Here is a 23122-nt window from a genome sequence, read left to right as displayed (position 1 = left end):
CCGAGGAGCAGCGGATGTTCAGCAAGCCAGAGGAAGTCCTGGCGTTCATCAAGAGCGAGGACGTCAAGTTCGTCGACGTGAGGTTCTGCGACCTCCCGGGCGTCATGCAGCACTTCAACGTCCCCGCGCAGTCCCTCGACGCGGACTTCTTCACCGACGGCCAGATGTTCGACGGCTCGTCGATCCGCGGCTTCCAGGCGATCCACGAGTCGGACATGAAGCTCGTGCCGGACGTGACGACCGCCTACGTCGACCCGTTCCGCGCGGAGAAGACGCTCAACATCAACTTCCACATCGTGGACCCGTACACCGACGAGCCCTACAGCCGCGACCCGCGCCAGGTCGCCGCGAAGGCCGAGGCGTACCTGAAGTCGACCGGCATCGCGGACACCGCGTTCTTCGCGCCCGAGGCCGAGTTCTACATCTTCGACGACATCCGGTTCCAGACCCGCCAGGACGCGTCGTTCTACTACATCGACTCCATCGAGGCCGCGTGGAACACGGGCCGCAAGGAGGAGGGTGGCAACCTCGGCCACAAGACGCCCTACAAGGGCGGCTACTTCCCCGTGCCGCCGGTCGACCACTTCGCCGACCTGCGCGACCAGATCTCGCTGCAGCTGGACGCCCTCGGCCTCGGGGTCGAGCGCGCGCACCACGAGGTCGGCACCGCCGGCCAGGCCGAGATCAACTACCGCTTCGACGAGCTCGCCAAGTCCGCCGACAAGGTCCAGCTCTTCAAGTACGTCGTGAAGAACGTCGCGCACGCCGCGGGCAAGACGGCGACGTTCATGCCGAAGCCGCTGTTCGGCGACAACGGCTCGGGCATGCACGTGCACCAGTCCCTCTGGAAGGACGGCGAGCCGCTGTTCTTCGACGAGAAGGGCTACGGCGGCCTGTCCGACATGGCGCGCTGGTACATCGGCGGCCTGCTCAAGCACGCGCCCGCGCTGCTCGCGTTCACGAACCCGACGGTGAACTCCTACCACCGCCTGGTCCCGGGCTTCGAGGCGCCGGTCAACCTGGTCTACTCGGCCCGGAACCGCTCCGCGTGCATCCGCATCCCGGTCACCGGCTCGAACCCGAAGGCCAAGCGCATCGAGTTCCGCGTCCCGGACCCGTCGTCGAACCCGTACCTCGCGTTCGCCGCCATGCTGATGGCCGGCATCGACGGCATCCAGAACCGGATCGAGCCGCCGGAGCCGGTCGACAAGGACCTGTACGAACTGCCCCCCGAGGAGCACGCCCAGATCCAGCAGGTGCCGGGCTCGCTCTCCGAGGTGCTCGACAACCTCGAGGCCGACCACGACTGGCTCACGGCGGGCAACGTCTTCACGCCCGACCTGATCGCCACGTGGATCGACTACAAGCGCACCGCCGAGGTGGACCCGATTCGTCTGCGGCCGCACCCGCACGAGTTCGAGCTCTACTACGACGTGTGAGACGTCCCGGCCCCCGGCTGCTCCCGGGGGCCGGTGACTCGCAGGAACAGCAGCCCGGTCGCCCTCGTGGTGGCCGGGCTGCTGTGTCGTTCCAGCCGCGCCCGTTCGGGGACCGCGGTCAGAGCGTCGTCTCGTCGTCGTCCTTCGTCGTGCTGCCGCTCGCCGCGGCGACGCTCGCGGTCGCGCCCGCGGCCGCGACGTCCTGCACCGCACGGGCGCGGTTCTCGAGGAGCCGGGTGACGGCCTCCTGCGCGAACCCGAAGACGATCGCGTACACCGCGATCTGCTGGGAGTCCGCCAGCCCGACGACGCCCGGCACCGACCCGCTCTGGACCAGCACCACGCCGAGCACCGCGACGATGCCGCCCAGCGGGATGCGCAGGAAGCCGAGTGCCGGCATCAGCCGGTAGGGCGACGTGGACGGGCGGGCGCGCCGGATGGCGAGCACCGCCGTCAGGCCCGCGCCGATCAGGCCGAGGAAGGCGACCGTGCCGACGTCGGCCGGGTCCGGCGCGCCGTGACCCGCCGGGCAGACCGTCTGGTCCTCGGAGCACAGCGGGAAGAGCGACGGCACCCAGGTGCCGGCGGCGACGACGAGCAGGAGCGCCAACGAGGTCAGCCACGCCACCCGCAGCAGCCGGTCCCGCAGGACGCGCAGCTGCTGGTGCTCGCGGTCCGCCGCGCCGTACGCGACGGAGAGCGCGTAGCTCAGGCGCTGCCGGCGCTGCGGGCCGGCGTCCGCCGCGTCGCTCGAGCGGTGACCGAGGCTGGCGAGGAGCCGCGCGTCCCGCGGCCGCATCCGGCCAGCGCGCTCGACCGCGTAGAGGTACTGGGTCTCGAGCGCGTCGTCGGCGACGATCAGCGGCAGCAGCGCGCGTGCTCGGTGGATGCACGTCCAGGCGAACTCGAAGTGCGCGTCCCTCGAGATCCGGGCGCTGCCGGAGTCGATCCGCTCCAGCGCCGCCTGCGCCGCGCGCAGCTCGGCGACGCAGATGATCTTGACCGCCTCGCTGCCGTGGCGCTCCGGTGCGGCAGTCACGCTGTTCTGCACCAGCTGGAGGTCCGCGTACGCCGCGGCGAGACGCACCGACCTGCCCTGACGCAGGCTCGGGGTCACGTGCGGTACGGGAGGCGGCGGCGGGGCGGCCTGCTCCGTCCCACCCACCACCTCGGCATTGACGGGCGTCGGTGGAGGCGGGGCGGCATCCAAGGCCGCGTGGCTCGCGTCAGTCCGCTCGAGGGCCGGCTCGGTGGCCACAGCGACCGGCTCCGGGACCGGGCGGGCCGGCTGGGGTGCGGCGCGGCCGGGAGATCTCGGCGCGGGGGCCCGGCTCGCGCGCCGGGCTCTCGTCGTGCTCGTCGTCGCCATGGGGACCTCCGCCGGGAGGGCCGGTCAGGGCCGGCCCCTTCCTCGCAGGTGCCCGCAGGCTGCCGGTAGATACGGGCGCGTCGGCCGAGCTGCGGGTCTGTCACTATCAGCACATGCGCGTGCCGGAACCGGGATGGACCGAGCGCCGGGTCGTCGTCGGCGGGACCAGCGTGTTCGTCCGCCAGGGGCCCGAGGCGCCGGGGCGGCTGCCGATGGTCCACGTGCACGGCTTCGCGATCTCCGGCTCGTACCTGATGCCCACGGCCCGTCGCCTCACCGACCGCGGGACGCAGCTCGTCCCCGACCTGCCCGGCTACGGGCGCAGCGACGGGCTCGGGCGGGCGCTCGGGATCCCCGCGCTGGCCGACACGCTCGTCGGGCTCCTCGACGCGCTCGAGCTCGAGCGCGTCGTCCTCGTCGGGAACTCGATGGGCTGCCCCGTCAGCCTCGAGGTCGCCCACCTGGTGCCGGACCGCGTCGACAGGATCGTGCTCGTCGCGCCCGCGGGCGGGATCCAGAACCAGCCGCTGAGCCGGGCGCTGGGCCAGATGGCCCGCGACGTCGCGCGGGAGAGCCCGCGGATGTTCCCCGTGGCGATCCCCGACTACCTGCGGTTCGGGCCGGTCAACGCGCTGCACCTGTTCAGCGAGCTCACCCGGTTCCCGTCGCTCGAGCGGCTCCTGAGCACCCCGGTCCCGTCGCTCGCCGTGCTGGGCAGCCGCGACCCGCTCATGCCCGCCCCGTCGCGGGTCCGCGAGGTCGGGCGCCTCGCGCCCGAGCACGTCACGGTGGTGCTCATCGAGGGCGCCGCCCACGCGGTGAACTTCAGCCACCCCGGCGAGCTCGCGCACGTGGTGCGGTCCTGGCTCGACGGCCGCGACATCGTCGACGACCCCGACGAGCCCGGGCTCACGCGCGTGCTGCGGATCGGCCGCTAGCCGCCGTCCAGCACGTGGCGGACGACGAGCTCGACGAGCTCGGGGTCGGCGAGGGGGCGGAAGTGTCCCGGCGTCCGCAGGAGCACGTCCGCTCCCCCGTCCGGCGGCCCCGCGTCCGGGACGTGCGGGTCCCAGAAGCTGCGCACGGCCACGATGCGCTCGTCGACCGACCGCTCGAGCGCCAGCTCCCGGATGACCGCGTCGCCCGGCAGCAGCGCGCGCACGGCGGGCAGCGGGACCCAGCGGGCGTAGCGCGAGCCGGTGAACGGCGTGTTCACCGTGACCATCGAGGCGATGCGAGGGTCGGACGACAGGACGTCCTCGATCATGGCCCGCTTGCCGATCAGGCCGCCCTTGCTGTGCGCGACGAGCACCACGTCCCGGAGCCCCAGCGCCTCGATCCGTTCCCGCACGAGGGCGGCGGACGGCGTGATCACACCGCGGTTGCGGCCGAGCCCGGGCACGGCGTGCACGCGCAGGCCGCGCGCGTGCAGCGCTCGCGCGAGCGGGCGCAGGAAGTGCCACGCCTCGTACACGCCCGGCACCAGCACGACCGGGCGTCCGGCGACGCCCGAGGACGTCCCCGCGAGCTCGTCGGGGTCACCCGGTCGCAACGCGCCGGCGACGATCCAGCGGACCGCGACCGCGTAGTCCCAGGCCCGCCACCACAGACGGCGCGGCGCCGACCCCGACCGCCTCGTCACACCGCGACGGTCTTCTCGTCCGGCTCGACGACCGGCGCGCCCGGCCGCGCCAGGAGCGACAGCAGGAGCAGCACCGCCCCGGCGACGACCGCCGTCCAGAACACCAGTGGTGGCGTGATGGGGTCCGCCAGCACGATTACGAGCGCCGCGATCGCGATGACGACGACGCGCAGCAGGGTGCGCTGCTGGTACAGGAACTCACCGACGGGCCCGGTGGAGACGCCGCGTCGGTCGCCCGCGCCGCGAGCGGCCGCGGTGGCCCGCGACCACGACGAGCGCAGCGAGCGTGCGGCGACCGTCCCACCGACGAGGAACGCGACCGCCGCCACGACGAGCCCGAGGACCAGGCCCGAGCGCAGCGCGATCCGCAGCAGCGACACCGCCTGGTCGTACACGACCAGCGCCGCGTCGTGCCGCTGGATCGTGTCCGGCAGCGACGAGGCGTAGACCGACCGGCCGATCGTCAGACCGAGCCCGAGGACCAGCATCGCCACCGCGAGCGAGAGCCCCGCGACCACGAGCGCGCGCGACCGGCGCTGGGCGGCGATCACGCCACCGGCCAGCAGCAGGATCGACAGCCAGGGCAGCCACGTGCCGAGAGCGTGCAGGAGCCGGTAGCCGGTCTGCAGCTTCACCAGGTCGGAGCTCTGCACCAGAGGGAAGGTCGCGTCGATCGAGGGCAGCCGCTCGACGATCGTGAAGCCACGCTCGACGAGGGTGTCCTTGACGGCGTCGATGACCGTCGTGAGCTTGACGGACAGGGTGCCGTCGGCGTCGATGCTCGCGATCGCGTCCGGGTCGCCCTGCAGCACGGCGACGAGCTGCGCGTGCGCCGTCCGGTTGGCCTCGACCCACGCCGTGGAGAACGCGTCCGAGGTCACGACGTTGGTCACGCCCCGCCGGATGAAGTCGGTGGCGGCGTTGACGAGCGGACCCTGCAGCGACTCGACGGCCGAGGACACCAGCGGCGGCAGACCCAGGTCCGCGACGGCGCCGGTCGCGTCCGCGGCGAGCTGCTCGACGTTGACCGCGTCGACGATCGCGTCCGTGATGCGGTTCGTGACCGCGGCCTGGATCGTCGTGTCGTCGGACAGCGGGCCCACGGTGGCGACCCACCGGTCCGTGTCGTCGACGAGGCCCTGCGCCCACGCCGACACCACGGCGATGGGGGCGAGCAGCGCGCCGAGGAGGATCAGCACGACGGCCGTCGTGGAGCGGCCCCAGCGCCGGCGGCGCGGTGGCGCGACGACGGCGACCGGTGCCGTCGCCGGTGCGGCTGCGGGTGCGGCGCGCAGGCGCGCGTTCTCCGCCTCGAGAGCGGCGAGGCGAGCGAGCAGCTCGTCGCGGTCGGCCGTGCTGTCCGCCGCGGCGGCCGCCTCGAGCTCCTCGACCGCGAGCGGCTCGGTCTGGTGCTCGACCGGGTGCGCGTCGCCGGTCCGCGCGGGCCGGCCCCCCGTCGCGCGTCGCGGCGGCTTCGCCTCGCTCATCGCGGTTCCTCTCCTCGACCACTGACCTGGATGCCTGAAGCATGGCAGGGCGGGTCGCGGCGCGCGAGCATCACCGACCGCGTGCCGAGGCGGACGGACCTCGCAGGTCAGCGGCTTGCCGGTACGGTGCGTGCGTCAGCACCGACGACCCGAGGACGACCATGGCGACCAGCCGACTCGCGCCGCACCCCGAGCGCCGCCCACCCGCGTGGCTGGGCCGGGCCCTGCTGATGGCGGTCGCGGCGGTCTTCCTCGGCATCCTGGCGTGGCGAGCGCTCGCCCAGCTCTCGACCGTCACCACGATCGTCGTGCTGTCCTGGTTCATCGCGCTCGCCATGGAGCCCTCCATCCGCTGGCTCGTGCGCCGCGGCCTGCGCCGCACCCGCGCCACCGGGCTGGTGATGCTCACCGGCATCGCCGGCGGCGTCGTGGTCCTGGCGCTGTTCGGCAACCTCTTCGTCCAGCAGGTGGTGGACTTCGCCGCGCACGTCCCGGAGTACTACGCCCAGCTCGCGGAGTGGCTCGACGAGAGCTTCGACCTGCAGATCCCCACGGCCGACGAGGCGGTCAGCTCGATCGGGGACCACTGGCAGAACTTCGCCCCGAGCATCATCGGCGCGGGCATCTCGATCGTCGGGGCGTTCTTCACCGCGACGTCGATCGGCCTCGTCACCTACTACATGGCCAGCGCCGGGCCGCGGTTCCGCGCGTCGGTGCTGCGCTACCTCGAGCCCGCCCGGCAGCGCGAGGTGCTGCGCGTCTGGGAGGTGTCGCAGGAGAAGGTGGCCGACTTCATCACCTCGCGGCTCGTCCTCGCCGCGCTCTCGGCCGGTTTCACCTGGATCTTCCTCATCATCGTCGACGTGCCCTACGCGCTGGCGCTCGCCGCGTTCACGGGCATCGTCTCGCAGTTCGTGCCGACCATCGGCACGTACATCGGTGGCGCGCTGCCCGTCGCGGTCGCGCTGACCATCTCGCCCGTCAAGGCGCTGATCGTGCTCGCGTGGATCATCGCCTACCAGCAGATCGAGAACCTGATCTTCTCGCCCAAGGTCTCGGCCAAGGCCCTCGAGCTCAACCCCGCGATCTCGTTCCTCGGCGTCATCGCCTTCGGCGCGGTCTTCGGCGCCATGGGCGCCTTCCTGGCGCTGCCCGTGATGGCGACCATCCAGGCCGTGTCCTCGACGTACGTGCGCAGGCACGAGCTCGTCGACGACCCTCTGCTGCACGAGGACGTGGAGGCGCTGCGCCGGCATCGGCACTGGACGGACGTCGAGCAGGCGGACGACGCGCAGGCGGACGACGCGCTGGTGCGCACCGCCGGTGCCGGCGGACCGGGCGGCAGCAGCACCGCGGGCGGCGACGAGCCGGGCGCCCCGACCATCCGCTCCGAGAGCGCACGTCCCGACGAGGACCCGTCGGGCGGCTCACGGCGCGACTGACGGGCGAGGCCTCACCCGTCACGGAGCGCGGGCGCGGTCAGCCGTAGAAGACGCGCTCGACGACGGCCCGCGCCCGACGAGCGGTGCGCAGGTAGTCCTCCTCGAGCTCGCCGCCCGAGCCGGACGGGTACCCGACGACCCGCGCCAGACCGGCGAGCGCCTGCCGGTCGTGCGGCAGCACGTCGACCTGCGTCCCGTCGCTGCGGCCGGTCCACAGGACGTTGGCGTCCCGGAGGCGGGACGCGAGCTCCCACGCCTCGACCAGGGTCTGGGCATCGGCCTCGTCGAGCAGACCCGCCTCGGTCGCCGCCGCCAGCGCGTCCAGCGTGCCCGTCGTGCGCAGCGCCGGCACCGCGTGCGCGTGCTGGAGCTGCAGCAGCTGCGCGGTCCACTCCACGTCCGCGATCCCGCCGCGCCCGAGCTTGAGGTGCCGCGTCGGGTCGGTGCCCCGGGGCAGCCGCTCGGCCTCGACGCGCGCCTTGATCCGGCGGACCTCGCGGACCGTCGCGGCGTCGAGCCCGCCCTCCGGGTAGCGCAGCGGGTCGACGAGCGTGACGAACCGCTCCCCCAGCGCCTCGTCGCCGGCGGCGGGCCGTGCCCGCAGCAGCGCCTGGCTCTCCCACGGGGACGACCAGCGGCCGTAGTACTCCGCGTAGGCCTCGAAGGACCGCACCAGCGGGCCGTTGCGCCCCTCGGGCCGCAGGTCGGCGTCGACGGCGAGCACGGGCTCGGGCCCGACGGACCCGAGCAGCTGCCGCAGCGCCGTCGCGACAGCGACCGCGAACTCCTGCGCCGTGCGGTGGTCGGCACCCTCGGCCGGCTCATGGACGAACAGCACGTCCGCGTCCGACGAGTAGCCCATCTCGCGTCCGCCGAGGCGCCCCATCGCCACGACGAGCATGCTCGTCGGGCTCTGCTCGAGACCGCGCGCCGCGCGCGCCTCCCACTCCGCCACACGCAGCGCGCCCGCGAGCACCACGTCGGCCGAGACCGTCAGGCTCTGCGCCGCCCGGGTCCCCGTGACCACGCCCAGGACGTCCGCCGCCGCGGTGCGCGCCAGCTCGCGGCGGCGCAGCCCGCGCAGCGCCTGCACCGCCGGGACGGGCTCGTGGGCACGGGTCAGGACGGCGTCCGCCTCCGCCCACAGCCGCTCGCGGCCACGGGGCGCCAGCTCGTCGTCGCCCGCCAGCCAGGTGACCGACTCCGGCGAGCGGGTCAGGGCGTCCGCCACATAGCGCGACGTCGAGAGCACGCGCGCAAGGCGCTGCGCGGCCGTCCCCGAGTCGCGCAGCAGCTTGAGGTACCAGTGCGTGGTGCCCAGCGACTCCGAGAGCCGCCGGAACGCCAGCAGCCCGCCGTCCGGGTCCGGGCCGTCGGCGAACCAACCGAGCATCACCGGCAGCAGCTGACGCTGGATGGCCGCGCGCCGGGAGACGCCCTCGGTCAGCGCGGCGATGTGGCGCACCGCACCGGCCGGGTCGCGGTAGCCGATCGCCGCGAGACGGGCGCGCGCGGCCTCGGGCGCGAGGCTCGCCTCCTCGGGCGAGAGCTGCGCCGTCGCCGGCAGCAGCGGCCGGTAGAACAGCTCCTCGTGCAGGTGCCGCACGTCGCGACGGACCTGGCGCCACCGCTCCAGGAGGCCCTCGGCACCCTCCGCGCGCATGCCGACCGAGCGGGCGAGCCGCCGCAGGTCCGCCTCCGCCGTCGGCAGCAGGTGGGTGCGCCGCAGCCGGTGGAGCTGGATGCGGTGCTCGAGGAGCCGCAGGAACCGGTAGCAGACGGCGAGCCGCGCCGCGTGGTCACGGCCCACGTAGCCGCCCGCGGCGAGCGCGGCCAGCGCGGTGAGCGTCGAGCCGGAGCGGATCTCCTCGTCGGACCGGCCGTGCACCAGCTGCAGGAGCTGGACCGTGAACTCGACGTCGCGCAGCCCGCCCACGCCCAGCTTCAGCTGGCGGTCGGCCTCGGCCGCGGGGATGTTGCCCTCGACCCGCCGGCGCATCGCCTGCGAGTCCTCGACGAAGTGCTCGCGCTGCGCCGCCGACCACACGAACGGCTGGGTCATCTCGACGTACGCGCGGCCGAGGTCGCGGTCGCCCGCGAGCGGGCGGGCCTTGAGCAGCGCCTGGAACTCCCACGTCTTGGCCCAGCGCTCGTAGTAGGCCCGGTGGCTCGCGAGCGTGCGGACCAGCGGCCCGTCCTTGCCCTCCGGCCGCAGCGCGGCGTCGACCGGCCAGAGCACGGGCTCCGACGACGGCACCGAGCACGCCCGCGCCAGGCCCGTCGCCAGGCGCGTCCCGACGGCGAGTGCGTCCGACTCGCTCACGCCGCTGCCCTCCGCGGGCTCGGCGACGTAGACGACGTCGACGTCCGAGACGTAGTTGAGCTCGCGGCCGCCGGCCTTGCCCATGCCGATCACCGCGAGCCGCACGCCCGCGCCGTGGTCCGGGAGGTCGGCACGGGCCAGCGCGAGCGCCGTCTCCAGGGCGGCGGACGCCAGGTCGGCCAGCGCGGCGGCGACCCCCGGCATCCGGTTCAGCGGGTCGCTCACCGTCAGGTCGGTCGCGGCGATCCGCAGCAGGCGCGCACGGTACGCGCGGCGCATCGCGTCCGTCCCGGCGGGTCCGACGAGCGTCGCGACGGGCTCGTCGGCGTCGGCGTCCGCGCCGACCGCGTGCAGCAGCTCGGCGCGCACCTCGGCGGCGGGGACGCCGGTGCCCGGCGCGTCGTCGGCGACGACATGCAGGTTCGTCGGGTGCGCGACGAGCGTGTCCCCCAGCGCCACGGACGCACCCGCCACGGCGAGCAGCCGACGACGGGCGGGGCCGTCCTCGGCGAGCGTCCGCGCCAGCAGCCCGGCCAGCGCCTCGTCACCCCGGACCGCTCCGGCGAGCTTGGCGAGCGTGAGCAGCGCCGAGTCCGGGTCCGCGACGTCGGCGAGCTCGCCGACCAGGCCGTCGGGCTCGGGCAGCACCAGCAGGAGCGCGTCGTCGTGCAGCAGGCGCTCCGCGCGCGCGACGTCGTCGACGCCGACGCGCGTCAACCTGCCGGCGAGCGACGCTCCCCGCTCGGGACGTTCGCTCATCGGAGGCTCACAGGACCGGCAGGAACCGCTTCAGCTCGTACGGCGTGACCTGGGCGCGGTACTCGTCCCACTCCGCACGCTTGTTGCGCAGGAAGAAGTCGAAGACGTGCTCGCCCAGCGTCTCCGCGACCAGCTCCGACTTCTCCATCACCGCGATCGCGGCCTCGAGCGACTGCGGCAGCGGCTCGATGCCGAGCGCGCGGCGCTCCGAGTCCGTGAGCTCCCAGACGTCGTCCTCGGCACCCTCGGGGAGCTCGTAGCCCTCCTCGATGCCCTTGAGGCCCGCTGCGAGCAGGACGGCGAACGCGAGGTACGGGTTGGTCGCGCTGTCCACCGCGCGGTACTCGATGCGGCTCGAGTTGCCCTTGCCCGGCTTGTACATCGGCACCCGCACCAGCGCGGACCGGTTGTTGTGACCCCAGCAGACGTAGCTCGGCGCCTCGGCGCCGCCCCACAGCCGCTTGTAGGAGTTGACGAACTGGTTGGTCACCGCCGTGATCTCGGCAGCGTGCGTCAGCAGGCCGGCGATGAACGAACGCGCCGTCGAGGAGAGCTCCAGGTGGCCGCCCGCCTCGTGGAACGCGTTGCGGTCGCCCTCGAACAGCGACAGGTGGGTGTGCATGCCGGACCCGGGCTGGTCCGCCATCGGCTTCGGCATGAAGCTGGCGAACACGCCCTGCTCGAGCGCCACCTCCTTGACCACGGTGCGGAACGTCATGATGTTGTCCGCCGTGGTCAGCGCGTCGGCGTAGCGCAGGTCGATCTCGTTCTGGCCAGGCCCCGCCTCGTGGTGGGAGAACTCGACCGAGATGCCCATGGACTCGAGCATCGTGATCGCGGCGCGCCGGAAGTCGTGCGCCGTGCCGCGCGGGACGTGGTCGAAGTACCCGCCCTGGTCGACCGGGACCAGCGGCTGCGCCGGGTCCGCGGGCGCGTCGAAGAGGTAGAACTCGACCTCGGGGTGCGTGTAGAACGTGAACCCCTTGTCGCTCGCCCGGCTCAGCGCGCGCTTGAGCACGTTGCGCGAGTCCGCGAGGCTCGGCTCGCCGTCGGGCGTCAGCAGGTCGCAGAACATGCGGGCGGTGCCGTGCCGCTCGCCGCGCCACGGCAGCACCTGGAACGTCGACGGGTCGGGACGGGCGATCATGTCCGCCTCGTACACCCGGGTCAGACCCTCGATCGAGCTGCCGTCGAAGCCGATGCCCTCCGCGAAGGCGGCCTCGAGCTCGGCCGGGGCGACCGCCACCGACTTCAGGATCCCGAGCACGTCGGTGAACCAGAGACGGATGAAGCGGATGTCCCGCTCCTCGACCGTACGGAGCACGAACTCCTGCTGCCTGTCCATGCGGTACATCCTGCCTGATCCGGAGCGCGCACGACCCCGCATCCCACCCCTCGGCGCGGCCACCCTCTGATCGCACCGATCGCCGCATCCGACGCGACCGAGAGCGTCGCGCCGGATGCGTCCAAGGCTGCGCCGACGCACGGTCTTTGCCCGTGCGGTCCGTCCACAGCGTCTGGCCCGGCACGATCGAGGGCGCGCCGGTGGGGCATCGTCGGCCCGTGACGCGCATCCCCACGCCCGACGAGGTCCTCGCCCTTGCTGCCGAGCAGGCCGGGCTGGTGACGCGCGCGCAGCTCGAGGCTCACGGCATCACCGCGCGAGCGCTGCGCGCGCGGCTGGTCCACGAGTGGCGCCTCGTGCTGCCCGGTGTCGTCCTGCTGTCCCGGTTGGCACTGCCGACGGAAGCGCGCCCCCTCGCAGCGCAGCTGATGGCGGGACAGGACGCGCGCATCACCGGGCGCGCGGGCGCACGGCTCCTCGGACTCGCGAACGCCGGCGAGGTGCGGCAGGTCGACCTCCTGGTCCCCGCGACGCGCGCGACCCGCACCGTCGCGTTCGTCCGGCTGTCACGTACCGACCGCATGCCCGCAGCCGCCACGCGGTTCGGTCTGCTGGCCGTCGCTCCTCCGGCGCGGGTGGTCGGGGACGCCTGCCGAGCGACGGCCGACCTCCGGTATGCGCGCGCGCTCGTCATCGAGGCGGTGCAGCGGCGCAAGGTGACCGTGGCGACCATGTTCGACGAGCTGTTCGCCGGGCCGACGCGAGGGTCCGCGACGCTTCGCGCTGCGATCGAGGCCGCCGGCTCCGGGGCCTGGTCGGTGGCGGAGCACGACCTGATCCGGGTCGTGCGTCGGAGCCGAGTGCTGCCAGAGCCCTGGCCGAACCCCATGCTGCGTGACCCGTCCGGAGGCGCACTCCCCACGCCCGACCTCTGGTTCGACGACGTGGGCCTCGCTGTCCAGGTCCACTCGCACGCCCACCACGCCGCGGGTGAGCAGTGGACGGCGACGATCCGGGCGGACTCGGCGCTCGCGGAGGCCGGGGTCCTCCGGTTGGCGTTCACCCCGCGAGAGATCCGCCGCGAACCCGACCAGGTCCTGGACCGGATCGAGCGCGCCCACCGTTCGCTCACCGCGGCACGTCGTCCGCAGGTCGTCGCCCTGCGACGCGCATGAGGGGTGACGAACCGCCTCCCGCGCGCCGGCACATCCGTGGTCGCACCGGAAGTGCCCTTCGGGCGTCGTGGTGATGCGGCCATCGCTGCGCCGACCGGTGAGCGGAGCGCGTCCGACGTGCGAGGCGTCGGGCGCGGGTGGGTAGGGTCGGCCAGGTGGGGTTGGTGAGGATTGCGGCGGCGCAGGTCGACACGTGCGTCGGGGATCTCGAGGGGAACGCTCGGGCCGTGCTCGAGTGGACGCGGCGCGCCGCCGACGAGGGCGCGCACCTCGTCGTCTTCCCGGAGATGACGCTCACGGGCTACCCGATCGAGGACCTCGCGCTGCGGGCCTCGTTCCGACGAGCCGCGCAGGCGACCCTCGAGCGGCTCGCCGTCGAGCTCGCGGACGCCGGGCTCGGTGAGGTCGCCGTGCTCGTCGGGTCCGTGGGCGAGCGCCCGGCGGACCGCCGCCGCGAGGACTCGCCGCAGAGCGGGACCACCGAGCACCCCGACCGGCGGCTGGTGGCGTCCGAGGTCGCGGGCGACGTCGTCGCCGGACGACCCGAGGCCGCGGACGCGGTGCGGCCGACCAACGACGCGGTGCTGCTGCGCGGCGGGCGCGTCGAGGCGCGCTACTCCAAGCACCACCTGCCGAACTACGGCGTCTTCGACGAGTTCCGGATCTTCGCGCCGGGCGACGAGATCTGCGTGGTGGACGTCGCGGGACGCCGGGTGGGCGTCGTGATCTGCGAGGACATCTGGCAGGACGGCGGCCCGGTGTCGCTGATGGACGAGAACGAGGTCGCGGCGCTCGTCGTGCTGAACGGCTCGCCGTTCGAGGAGGGCAAGGGCCACGTCCGGGCGCAGCTCGCGGCACGCCGCGCCGCCGAGGTCGACGCGCCCGTGGTTTACGTCAACCTCGTCGGGGGGCAGGACGACCTGGTGTTCGACGGCGGCTCGTTCGTCGTCGACCGGGACGGGACCGAGCTCGCGGGCGCACCCCAGTTCGTCGAGCACCTGCTGGTGTGGGACCTGGCCGACGAGGGCGAGCCGTCCCGGCGCGGTGCGCGCGTGCCCCCGCTGGACGCCGACGAGGAGACCTACCGCGCGGTGGTCACGGGCCTGCGCGGGTACGTCCGCAAGAACGGGTTCCGGTCGGTGGTGCTGGGGCTGTCGGGCGGCATCGACTCCGCGCTCACCGCGGCGATCGCGGCCGACGCGATCGCCGGCGAGAACGTCGTCGGCGTCTCGATGCCGTCGTCGTTCTCCTCGACGCACAGCAAGGACGACGCCGAGGACCTCGCGCGGCGGATCGGCGCGGACTACCGGGTCCAGCCGATCGCGTCGATCGTGGACGCGTACCAGGAGCAGCTCGCGCTGGACGGGGTGGCGGAGGAGAACCTGCAGGCGCGGGTCCGCGGCGTCATCCTCATGGCGATCTCCAACCGTGAGGGTCACCTGGTGATCGCGCCTGGCAACAAGTCCGAGCTCGCGACGGGCTACGCCACGATCTACGACGCCGGCAGCATCGGCGGCTTCGCCCCGCTGAAGGACGTCGACAAGTCGCGCGTGTGGGCACTCGCCCGGTGGCGCAACAACCACGCCGTCGACCGCGGCGAGATCCCGCCGATCCCCGAGTCCTCGATCACCAAGCCGCCCAGCGCCGAGCTGCGGCCGGGCCAGCTGGACCAGGACTCGCTCCCTCCGTACGACCTGCTGGACGAGGTGCTGGACGCCTACGTCGAGCACGCGGAGGGCCGCGCCGAGCTGCTCGAGCGCGGGTTCGACGAGGCCGTCGTCGACCGCGTGCTGCAGCTCGTCGACCGGGCCGAGTGGAAGCGCCGGCAGTACCCGATGGGCCCCAAGGTCACGGCGCTCGCGTTCGGCCGCGACCGACGCCTGCCGGTCACCTCGCGCTGGCGCGAGCCATGACACAGCGCTGGCGCGAGCCGTGACTCGCCGCTGACACCCTCCCGACGAGCACGACGAGCACGACGAGCACGACCACCGAACCCCCGGACAGGAGCCGACGATGAGCGAGACGGTCAAGCGCGTGCGCGTGCACCACCTGCGTGCCGCCAAGGAGCGCGGCGAGAAGCTCACGATGCTGACCGCCTACGACGCGGTCACGGCCCGGATCTTCGACGACGCCGGCGTCGACATGCTGCTGGTCGGCGACTCGATCGGGAACACGATGCACGGGCACGCGACGACGCTCCCCGTCACGATCGACGACATGATCCCCGCGGCGCGGGCCGTGGCGGGTGCCGCCCGGCGGGCCTTCGTCGTCGTGGACCTGCCGTTCGGCAGCTACGAGGCCGGCCCGCAGCAGGCGCTCGAGAGCGCGGTCCGCATCATGAAGTCCACGGGCGCGGACGCGGTCAAGCTCGAGGGCGGCCGACGCAGCGCGGCGCAGATCCGCGCGCTCACCGACGCCGGGATCCCCGTCGTCGCGCACCTGGGGTACACGCCGCAGTCGGAGCACCTGCTGGGCGGACCTCGCGTCCAGGGGCGGGGCGACGAGGCCTCCGAGCACCTCAGCGCGGACGCGGTGGCCGTCACGGAGGCCGGCGCGGTCGCCGTGGTCCTCGAGATGGTGCCCGCGCCGGTCGCCGCCCAGGTCACCGAGATCGTCGCGATCCCGACCATCGGCATCGGCGCCGGGCCCGAGTGCGACGGGCAGGTCCTGGTCTGGGTCGACATGGCCGGCATGGGCGACTGGTCGCCGCGGTTCGCCAAGCGGTTCGGCGAGGTCGGCGCCGCGCTCACGGCCGCGGCGAGCGCGTACGTGGACGAGGTCCGCGGCGGGTCGTTCCCCGACGCGGAGCACAGCTTCGACCACTGAGCGTCAGCGACGCTCCTCGTCCTCGCGGTCCCACGCCTGCGTGCGCGCCTTCGCCTGCTCGATCGCGTGCTGCGCGCCCTCGCGCGAGGGGTACGGGCCCATGACCTTGCTCCAGTCGCTGCGCCGACCCTCCTCGACCTCGCCGGTCTCGGTGTTGTACCAGTACTCCGCCACGCTGCCGCTCCGTCCGTCGTCCACGGGCCGCGTCGCCCGGGATCCGTAGACTGCCAGGCATGCCGCCCGTCCGCTCCGCGCTGTCACCGGGCACGATCAGCCCTCGTCGTGCCGTCCCCGCCACCATCGCCCGGCCCGAGTACGTCGGCAAGCCGGGACCCACGCCGTACCGCGGGCCCGACGTGCTGGACGACGAGACGATCGCGCAGGTCCGCGTCGCGGCACGGGTCGCGGCGCAGGCGCTGGCGGAGGTCGGCCGGCACGTGGCGCCGGGCGTCACGACCGACGAGCTCGACCGCATCGGCCACGAGTTCCTGCTCGACCACGGCGCGTACCCGTCGACGCTCGGCTACCGCGGCTTCCCCAAGTCGCTGTGCACGAGCCTCAACGAGGTGATCTGCCACGGCATCCCCGACTCGACCGTGGTCCAGGACGGCGACATCGTCAACGTCGACATCACCGCGTTCGTCGGCGGCGTGCACGGCGACAACAACGCGACGTTCCTGGCGGGCGAGGTCGACGAGGAGTCGAGGCTGCTCGTCGAGCGGACGCAGGAGGCGCTCGCGCGCGCGATCAAGGCGGTCCGGCCCGGCCGCGAGATCAACGTGATCGGCCGGGTCATCGAGAAGTACGCCGCACGCTTCGGCTACGGGGTGGTGCGCGACTACACGGGTCACGGCGTCGGGCCGGCGTTCCACACGGGCCTCGTCGTGCCGCACTACGACGCGGCGCCCCAGTACGACACCGTGATCGAGCCCGGGATGGTGTTCACGATCGAGCCGATGCTGAACCTCGGCACACCTGATTGGATCATGTGGGACGACGACTGGACGGTGCTGACCGCCGACGGGCGACGCAGTGCCCAGTTCGAGCACACCCTGCTGGTCACCGATGACGGAGCGGAGATCCTGACACTGCCATGAGCCACCACCACAAGCACGAGACCGCGTTCGGCATCGACATCGGCGGCAGCGGCATCAAGGGCGCCCCCGTCGACCTCAAGAAGGGCGAGTTCGCCGACGACCGCCTGCGCATCCCGACGCCGCTGCCTGCCACGCCCGACGCGGTCGCGCAGACCGTCGCCCAGATCGTCGACTCGTTCGACCTGGACAAGAAGGTGCCGATCGGCGTCACGTTCCCGGCGGTCATGCTGCACGGCGTGGCGCAGTCCGCCGCGAACGTCGACGCGTCGTGGATCGGCACCGACGCGCAGAAGCTGTTCTCGAAGGCGACCGGCCGCGACGTCGTCGCGGTGAACGACGCGGACGCGGCGGGGTACGCCGAGACGCGGTACGGCGCCGCCAAGGGCGTGGACGGCGTGGTGCTCGTCGTCACGCTCGGCACGGGCATCGGCTCGGCCCTGGTGGTCGACGGGCAGCTGGTTCCGAACACCGAGCTGGGCCACCTCGAGATCGACGGGCACGACGCCGAGACGCGCGCGTCCGACGCGGCACGCGATCGCGAGGGCCTCGAGTACCCCCAGTGGGCCGAGCGCCTCCAGCGCTACTTCACCGTGGTCGAGAACCTGTTCTGGCCCGACCTGATCGTGGTCGGCGGCGGCGTCTCGAAGCACCACGAGAAGTTCCTGCCGCTGCTCGACCTGCGCACGAAGATCGTGCCGGCCGAGCTGCGCAACGCCGCCGGGATCGTGGGCGCGGCCGCACTGGCGGCCCGCTGACCCCCGGCCCGTTCGTCGAGGTCGCGTCCGGCGTCCACGTCGCGACGAGCAGGGTCTACACGACGACGACGAGCGTGCTCGTCGCCGCGGACGGCACGTGCCTCGTCGTCGACCCCGGCGTCACCCGACGCGAGGTCGCGACGCTCGCCCACACGATCGCAGAGCGCGGCTGGCGACCGCTCGCGGTGTGGTCGACGCACGACCACTGGGACCACCGCCTCGACGGCCCCGGGTTCGCCGGACTCCCCCGCTGGGGCGCGGGTGGCGGTGGGACGCACGACGAGCTGGCGCGCCAGCGCGACGAGGACGACGAGCTCAGACGCGCCCTGGGCGCCGACGACGAGCCCGCCCCGATCGGCCCCCACCCGCTGCCCTACCCCCGCGCGAGGACCACGGCCGACGGCTGGGCCGTGCTCGACTGGCCCGGGCCGCGCGTCCTGGTCGCGCACCACCGCGCGCACGCGCCCGGCCACACCGCGCTGCACCTGCCCGACGTCGGCGTCCTGGTCGCCGGCGACATGCTCTCCGACGTCGAGATCCCGCTGCTCGACGACACCGCCGTGGACCCGGTGGCCGACTACCGCGCCGCGCTCGACCTGCTCGCGCGGGCTGCCGCCACGTTCGTCGTGCCCGGCCACGGCACCGTCGGCCGGGGCTCCCGGGCGAGGGCCGCGGCCGACCGCGCGTACCTCGACGCGCTCGTCGCGGCCTCCCGTCCCGACGACGTCTGCGACACGCGCCTGACGGCCGCCTGGCTCCGCACCACGCACCGCAGACAGCACGCGGTGGCCCGGGCAGGTGTCGGCTAGCCCATCGGGGTGAACGGCGCCCGCGGGGCGACGCAGCGGTGCCATCATTCCCACGACGTGGCGGCAGCGCGTCGTGGCTCGACCAAGGATGTGTCTCATCGTCACCGCCTCCGTGCGTCCCGCGCGCGTCCTCCTCGTCCTCCTGACCGCACTCGCCGTGGGGCTCGCCGGCCTGGCGTCGCCGCCCAGCGCCCACGCCGCGGGATGGTCGCTGCGCGGCACCGTAGTGGCGCCGGCTGACGGAGCCGTGGTCGGCACCGTCTCGGCATGGGCCGATTCGTCGTACTCGGCCGTCGAGGCTGACGTCGCGCCCGACGGCACCTTCGAGCTGCCGGGCCTCAACGGCACGAGCTACTGGATCCTGTTCCGCAGTGCCGACCCGCTGACAGCTGTCTCGGGCTGGTACGCGACCGACGACCGGACGCTGGTGCCGCAAGAGACCATGCTGGACGGCGTGCGCGTCTCCGCCGGCGCGGACATCGTGATGCGGCCGGTCGCGCCACGGGTGGTCTCCGGCACGGTGCAGGCGCCGCCGGCCTGGGACGGCGCGCTCGAGGACCTCGACCTCACGCTGCACGCGACCACCACCGCGGGCCGCACGTCGCGCACGGACGTGCCCGTGGCCTCGGACGGGTCGTTCCGGATCGGCCTCGCGCCTCACCTCACCCACCGGCTGCGGCTCGACTCCGGGACGGACCTGGTCACCGGCTACTGGGACCGGAGCGGCTCGACGGTCCGCACGTTCGGCGAGGCCACGGTCATCGACGACACCGTCGACAGCGTCCTCCTGGCACCCGCGCTCCTGTCGACCCTGCACGGTCGTGTCGCGATGCCATCGGGGTACACGTACGCGAAGGGCACACTCACGGTCCGCGCGTCGACGTGGAACGACGAAAACTGGTACCCGACCGGCGAGACTGCCGCAGTCGCCGCCGACGGCACGTTCTCCCTCGCCGATCTCCCGACCGGCCAAGGCGTGCTGCTGTGGTTCGCCGACAGCCGACGTCAGCTGGTCGGCGGCTATGTCGACGGAGCCACCGGGGCGGTCGGGGCGGACCGCGACTCCCTGGTGACGGTCGTCGGGCACGAGGTCGAGATCCGGACCGTGCTGGCGGCGTCCGTGCGCGGGACGGTGGTCGTCCCCGCCGGCTACGACTGGAGCGACTCGTTCAAGCCCTATGTCGAGCTGCTCGATCCCGACACCGACGAGGAAGTCGGCTCTGTCTCGCTCCGTGACGGGGGCACGGGCTTCACGTTCCGCGGTCTGGCTCCCGGCGCCGAGTACCTCCTGCGCCTCGCTGACGGTAGCGGGCAGCTCGTGGCGGGCTACCTCACCGACGCCGCGACAGGTGCGCTCTCACGAAAGCGGTCGGACGCGGTCGTCGTCCGCGGCGACGGACCCACGCTCACCCTGCGGCCCGCCGTGAACCTGGCGATCTCCGGCCGTCTGGTGCTGCCCGACGGTCCGGCACCCGCCTACGAGAACGTCACGCTGCGGTACGCCGACGACGGAAGCTGGGCCGGCAGCCGGTCGACCGACGCGAACGGACGGTTCCGATTCACCGGCCTCCCGTCGAGCGGGTCGTACCTGCTGGAGTACGGGGCGACGTGGAGCACGACCGCGGTCGGCGGGTACTACAGCGCGACCGAGCCGTACCTCGTCACGTCCGTCGACCGCGCGACCCCTGTGCGCCCCGGGAGCAGCACGGTGACGCTGCGCGCTCGCCCGTCCACGTCCATGTCCGGACGCGTCGTCAAGCCCACCGGTTTCACGGGGAGTCTCGAGTACACGACGGTGACCGCCTACTCCGACGGCGTCGATGACGGGATGCACGACGTATATGCCGAGGTCGAGAAAGACGGCACCTTCCGCATCCGCGGCCTCGATCCGACGAGGTTCTACACCCTCGGATACAACGGATCAGGGCTCGTCAGGGGTTTCCTGGGCGCCGACGGCAGCTGGGAGACGTCGGGCTCGAGGGCCGCGCTGGTCGCACCGCAGTCGGGTGTCACGCTGCGCCCGCCGCTCGCGTCGCGCCTCACCGGCCGGGTCCAGCTGCCGGGAGGCGTGACCTGGAGCGATGTTCAGCTCGAGCTCGGGACCGAGAACGGTAGGTGGATCAACGTCTCGCGGACGGGCGCCTTCGTCGTGCCCGATCTCCAGCCCTACGAGACCGTGCGTCTCACGCTCGAGGACCGATCGGGCGTCGTCGCTGGTGGTTGGTACGTCTCCGACGACACCCCGCTGACACGTGACTCGAGGCGGGCGACCGCCGTTCCCGCGGGCACGGGCGGGCTCGTGCTACGGCCGATCCGCACGACGACGCTGCAGGGGCAGGTCGTGCTGCCGGAGGGGGTCGACGCCGCTTCGGTGCACGTGGAGCTCATCGCGTCCGCGGTCGACGGCGAAGCGAGCGTTCGCGACGCGCGGGCCGAGGTCGGCGCCGACGGCGGATTCGTGCTCCGCGGCCTCGACCCTGACGTCGAGTACGACCTGCACGTCGATGAGGCCTCCGGCACGCTCGCGACGGGCCGGGTCTTCGCGTCGGGCAGGACGGTCCCGTCCCCGACCGACGCCTCGACGATGGCTCCGGCCGAGCTGCCCCGGACGATCCGACTCAGCCGTGCAGGCACCATCGAGGTGCAGGTCACGCTCCCGGGAACAGCGGGGATCACCTACTCGAGCCCGACCGTCCGTGCCTACGACCTGAGCGGCAACGCCGTCGCCTCGTCGACGGCGAGGGCGTCCGGCGTCGCACTGCTCACGAACCTCGCGCAGGACGGCGAGTACCTGGTCCGGCTGAGCGGCACCGGGGTCGGAACCGGCTGGTACCACGGCGAGGGCGCCCCGCTCGTCGCCGGAAGGTCGGTCGCGACGTCGGTCCCAGGTCGGGGCACGATCAGCGTGGTGGCGACGGATGCGGCCTCCGTCACAGGGCGCGTCGCCCCGTCGGCGGTCGACGACGGCTCCTCCTCCGTCGTCGTCGTCGACACCGCGACGGGCGAGATCGTCGCCTCGGACTACGTCGACCCGGGCCACTCGTTCGTCCTCGGCGGGCTGCTCCCGGGCGAGTACCTCATCGGCGCGAACCTCGACGACGCGTGGTCCTGGTACGCCCCGACGTACTACGCGGCAGGGAGCACCGGGACGGTCCCGCGCGACTCCGCGACCGTCGTCAGCCTCGAGCCCCGGGGCAAGGCGGCCGGCGTCGTGCTGGCCGCCGACGCGTGCGTCACGTGGTCGGGGTTCATCGACGAGGTCGTCGATGATGATGAGGTCGCGACGGTCCGGGTGTGGGACGACGGGCTCGTCGTGCGCACGTGGGACGGCGACGAGGGCGAGGACGCGTTCGTCCTCCGCGGTCTCGCACCGGGCACCTACCACGTCGGTCTGGCGATCGACGCGGGACCCGAACGCCGGCTCGACGACGTCACCTTCACGTCGTGCGACGACGTGGCCGGGGCCCGCCTCGGTGCGCACCCCGCTGTTCACGCGATCACCGAACCGAAGGTCACCGGCACCCGGCGCGTCGGTTCGACGTTGAAGGTCACGTCGGGCACCTGGGCGCCCTCGCCGGCCACGGTCGCCTACCAGTGGCTCCGCGGGGGCACGCCGATCCCGGGCGCGACCTCCGCGACCTACCGCCTGACGCCCTCCGACCTCGGCAGATCGGTCAAGGCGCGAGTCACCGCGCGGCTCGTCGGCCTGCGTGAGGGAGTACGCGTGGTCGGGCCGTGGGGCGAGGTGGAGCGCGGCGTTCTCGGGGCCGGTCGCGTCTCGCTGACCGGCAAGGCCGCACTCGGGTCGACGTTGACGGCAGCCGTCACGGGGTGGTCGGGTTCGACGGTCACGTGGCGGTGGGAGCGCGACGGAGCACCGATCAGCGGCGCGTCGAGCGCGCGCTACGCGATCACGAAGGCCGACGTCGGTCACCAGGTCAGGGCGACCGCAACGGCCGTGCGCTACGGGTACACGCCAGCGGTGGCGACATCCGCCGCGCGTACTCCGGTCTTCTCGTTCGTCGCATTGAGCCCGCCGAAGCTCAGCGGGACGGTGGCGGTCGGCTCACGTGTGACGGCGTCACGCGGCACCTGGAGCGCCGCACCGAAGTCCGTCCGGTACACGTGGCTGCGCAGCGGTGCGCCGATCGCGGGCGCGACGCGGGCCACCTACGCTCCCGTCGCCGCCGACGTCGGCAAGAAGCTCGCGGTGCGCGTGACCGCCACCCTCACCGGCTACCCGTCGGCCTCCGCCGTCAGCACGACGAGCACGGTCGTCGCCGGCACGATCAAGAACGTGACGAGGCCGACGGTCACCGGCACGGCGCGCGTCGGAGCGACCGTGCGCGTCTCGCCGGGTCGGTGGTCGGTCCCCGGCGTCACCGTTCGCTACCAGTGGCTACGCGACGGACGTGCGATCGCGGGTGCGACGAAGGCCACGTACACGGCACGGAGCGCGGACGTGCGCACCCGGCTCTCGGTTCGCGTGACGGCGTCCAAGCCCGGGTACCGTTCGGCTGCGACGACCGCGAGCACGAGAGCCGTCACGACGCCGGCGGCGGCGTACCTCTAGTCGTCGCGGGGCAGGTCCAGCTGCACCTGCGCAGCCCCTCCCCCGAACCGTCACACGTCCGGGCCACGCATGCGGCGGCGA

General features: G+C 73.4%; 16 protein-coding genes. 10 read left to right on the top strand and 6 right to left on the bottom strand.

Annotated elements, in window-relative coordinates; translation table 11 throughout:
• Window positions 1–14 precede the first annotated feature (14 nt).
• Window positions 15–1439 carry a type I glutamate--ammonia ligase gene (gene glnA / locus KIN34_RS11105; protein ID WP_214350385.1) on the top strand — a complete coding sequence of 475 codons (1425 nt, stop codon included), beginning with the start codon at window positions 15–17 and terminating at the stop codon, window positions 1437–1439.
• A 118-nt stretch (window positions 1440–1557) separates the two neighbouring features.
• Here glnA and KIN34_RS11100 read toward each other — a convergent pair whose 3' ends face one another.
• Window positions 1558–2556 (bottom strand): hypothetical protein, encoded by a 999-nt coding sequence (locus KIN34_RS11100; RefSeq protein WP_214350382.1) that lies wholly within the window; start codon window positions 2554–2556, stop codon window positions 1558–1560.
• A gap of 365 nt (window positions 2557–2921) precedes the next feature.
• On the opposite strand from KIN34_RS11100, the gene KIN34_RS11095 reads away from it, so the two are divergent.
• Window positions 2922–3746 (top strand): alpha/beta fold hydrolase, encoded by an 825-nt coding sequence (locus KIN34_RS11095; protein ID WP_214350379.1) that lies wholly within the window; start codon window positions 2922–2924, stop codon window positions 3744–3746.
• On the opposite strand, the gene KIN34_RS11090 is transcribed toward KIN34_RS11095, so the two are convergent.
• Window positions 3743–4450, bottom strand: coding sequence for an esterase/lipase family protein (locus KIN34_RS11090; RefSeq protein WP_214350375.1), 708 nt, complete (start codon window positions 4448–4450; stop codon window positions 3743–3745). The genes KIN34_RS11095 and KIN34_RS11090 overlap by 4 nt on opposite strands.
• On the bottom strand, window positions 4447–5937 hold the full coding sequence (locus KIN34_RS11085; protein WP_237689090.1) for a hypothetical protein: 1491 nt from the start codon (window positions 5935–5937) through the stop codon (window positions 4447–4449). Before KIN34_RS11085 ends, KIN34_RS11090 begins: the two co-directional genes overlap by 4 nt.
• Before the next feature lie 161 nt (window positions 5938–6098).
• On the opposite strand from KIN34_RS11085, the gene KIN34_RS11080 reads away from it, so the two are divergent.
• Window positions 6099–7379: an AI-2E family transporter gene (locus KIN34_RS11080; RefSeq protein ID WP_214350372.1), complete on the top strand. Its 1281-nt coding sequence runs from the start codon at window positions 6099–6101 to the stop codon at window positions 7377–7379.
• 37 nt (window positions 7380–7416) lie between these two features.
• On the opposite strand, the gene KIN34_RS11075 is transcribed toward KIN34_RS11080, so the two are convergent.
• Window positions 7417–10461: a bifunctional [glutamine synthetase] adenylyltransferase/[glutamine synthetase]-adenylyl-L-tyrosine phosphorylase gene (locus KIN34_RS11075; protein ID WP_214350370.1), complete on the bottom strand. Its 3045-nt coding sequence runs from the start codon at window positions 10459–10461 to the stop codon at window positions 7417–7419.
• A gap of 7 nt (window positions 10462–10468) precedes the next feature.
• The gene (locus KIN34_RS11070; RefSeq protein ID WP_214350368.1) at window positions 10469–11806 is read right to left on the bottom strand and encodes a glutamine synthetase family protein; all 1338 of its coding nucleotides are present in this window, start codon (window positions 11804–11806) and stop codon (window positions 10469–10471) included.
• Between the two features lie 218 nt (window positions 11807–12024).
• Here KIN34_RS11070 and KIN34_RS11065 point away from each other — a divergent pair, with 218 nt between their 5' ends.
• The 3 genes from KIN34_RS11065 (at window position 12025) to panB (ending at window position 15807) form a co-directional block, all read left to right on the top strand.
• Window positions 12025–12981, top strand: a complete 957-nt coding sequence (locus tag KIN34_RS11065) for a type IV toxin-antitoxin system AbiEi family antitoxin domain-containing protein (protein WP_214350366.1) — start codon at window positions 12025–12027, stop codon at window positions 12979–12981.
• A 155-nt stretch (window positions 12982–13136) separates the two neighbouring features.
• Window positions 13137–14894, top strand: a complete 1758-nt coding sequence (locus tag KIN34_RS11060; protein WP_307858194.1) for an NAD+ synthase — start codon at window positions 13137–13139, stop codon at window positions 14892–14894.
• Window positions 14895–14994: 100 nt separating this feature from the next.
• Entirely contained in the window at window positions 14995–15807 is an 813-nt protein-coding gene (gene panB / locus KIN34_RS11055; protein WP_214350364.1) for a 3-methyl-2-oxobutanoate hydroxymethyltransferase, read from the top strand.
• Window positions 15808–15810: 3 nt separating this feature from the next.
• Here the strand turns inward: panB and KIN34_RS11050 are convergent, their stop codons facing one another.
• Window positions 15811–15981, bottom strand: a complete 171-nt coding sequence (locus KIN34_RS11050; RefSeq protein ID WP_214350362.1) for an SPOR domain-containing protein — start codon at window positions 15979–15981, stop codon at window positions 15811–15813.
• Between the two features lie 59 nt (window positions 15982–16040).
• On the opposite strand from KIN34_RS11050, the gene map reads away from it, so the two are divergent.
• The 4 genes from map (at window position 16041) to KIN34_RS11030 (ending at window position 23041) form a co-directional block, all read left to right on the top strand.
• The gene (gene map, locus KIN34_RS11045; protein ID WP_214350360.1) at window positions 16041–16904 is read left to right on the top strand and encodes a type I methionyl aminopeptidase; all 864 of its coding nucleotides are present in this window, start codon (window positions 16041–16043) and stop codon (window positions 16902–16904) included.
• A complete protein-coding gene (gene ppgK / locus KIN34_RS11040) occupies window positions 16901–17659 on the top strand; it encodes a polyphosphate--glucose phosphotransferase (RefSeq protein WP_214350357.1) in 759 nt (252 codons plus the stop codon). The genes map and ppgK overlap by 4 nt, the downstream gene beginning before the upstream one ends.
• Window positions 17660–17733: 74 nt before the next feature.
• The gene (locus KIN34_RS11035; RefSeq protein WP_214350355.1) at window positions 17734–18468 is read left to right on the top strand and encodes an MBL fold metallo-hydrolase; all 735 of its coding nucleotides are present in this window, start codon (window positions 17734–17736) and stop codon (window positions 18466–18468) included.
• Between the two features lie 247 nt (window positions 18469–18715).
• Window positions 18716–23041, top strand: a complete 4326-nt coding sequence (locus tag KIN34_RS11030) for a carboxypeptidase-like regulatory domain-containing protein (protein ID WP_214350354.1) — start codon at window positions 18716–18718, stop codon at window positions 23039–23041.
• Window positions 23042–23122 lie beyond the last annotated feature (81 nt).

This window comes from Cellulomonas fulva (genome assembly GCF_018531375.1).
GTDB lineage: Bacteria > Actinomycetota > Actinomycetes > Actinomycetales > Cellulomonadaceae > Cellulomonas > Cellulomonas fulva.
Note: the sequence above shows the minus strand (reverse complement) of the source record. Positions and strands in the feature narration are given on the sequence as shown.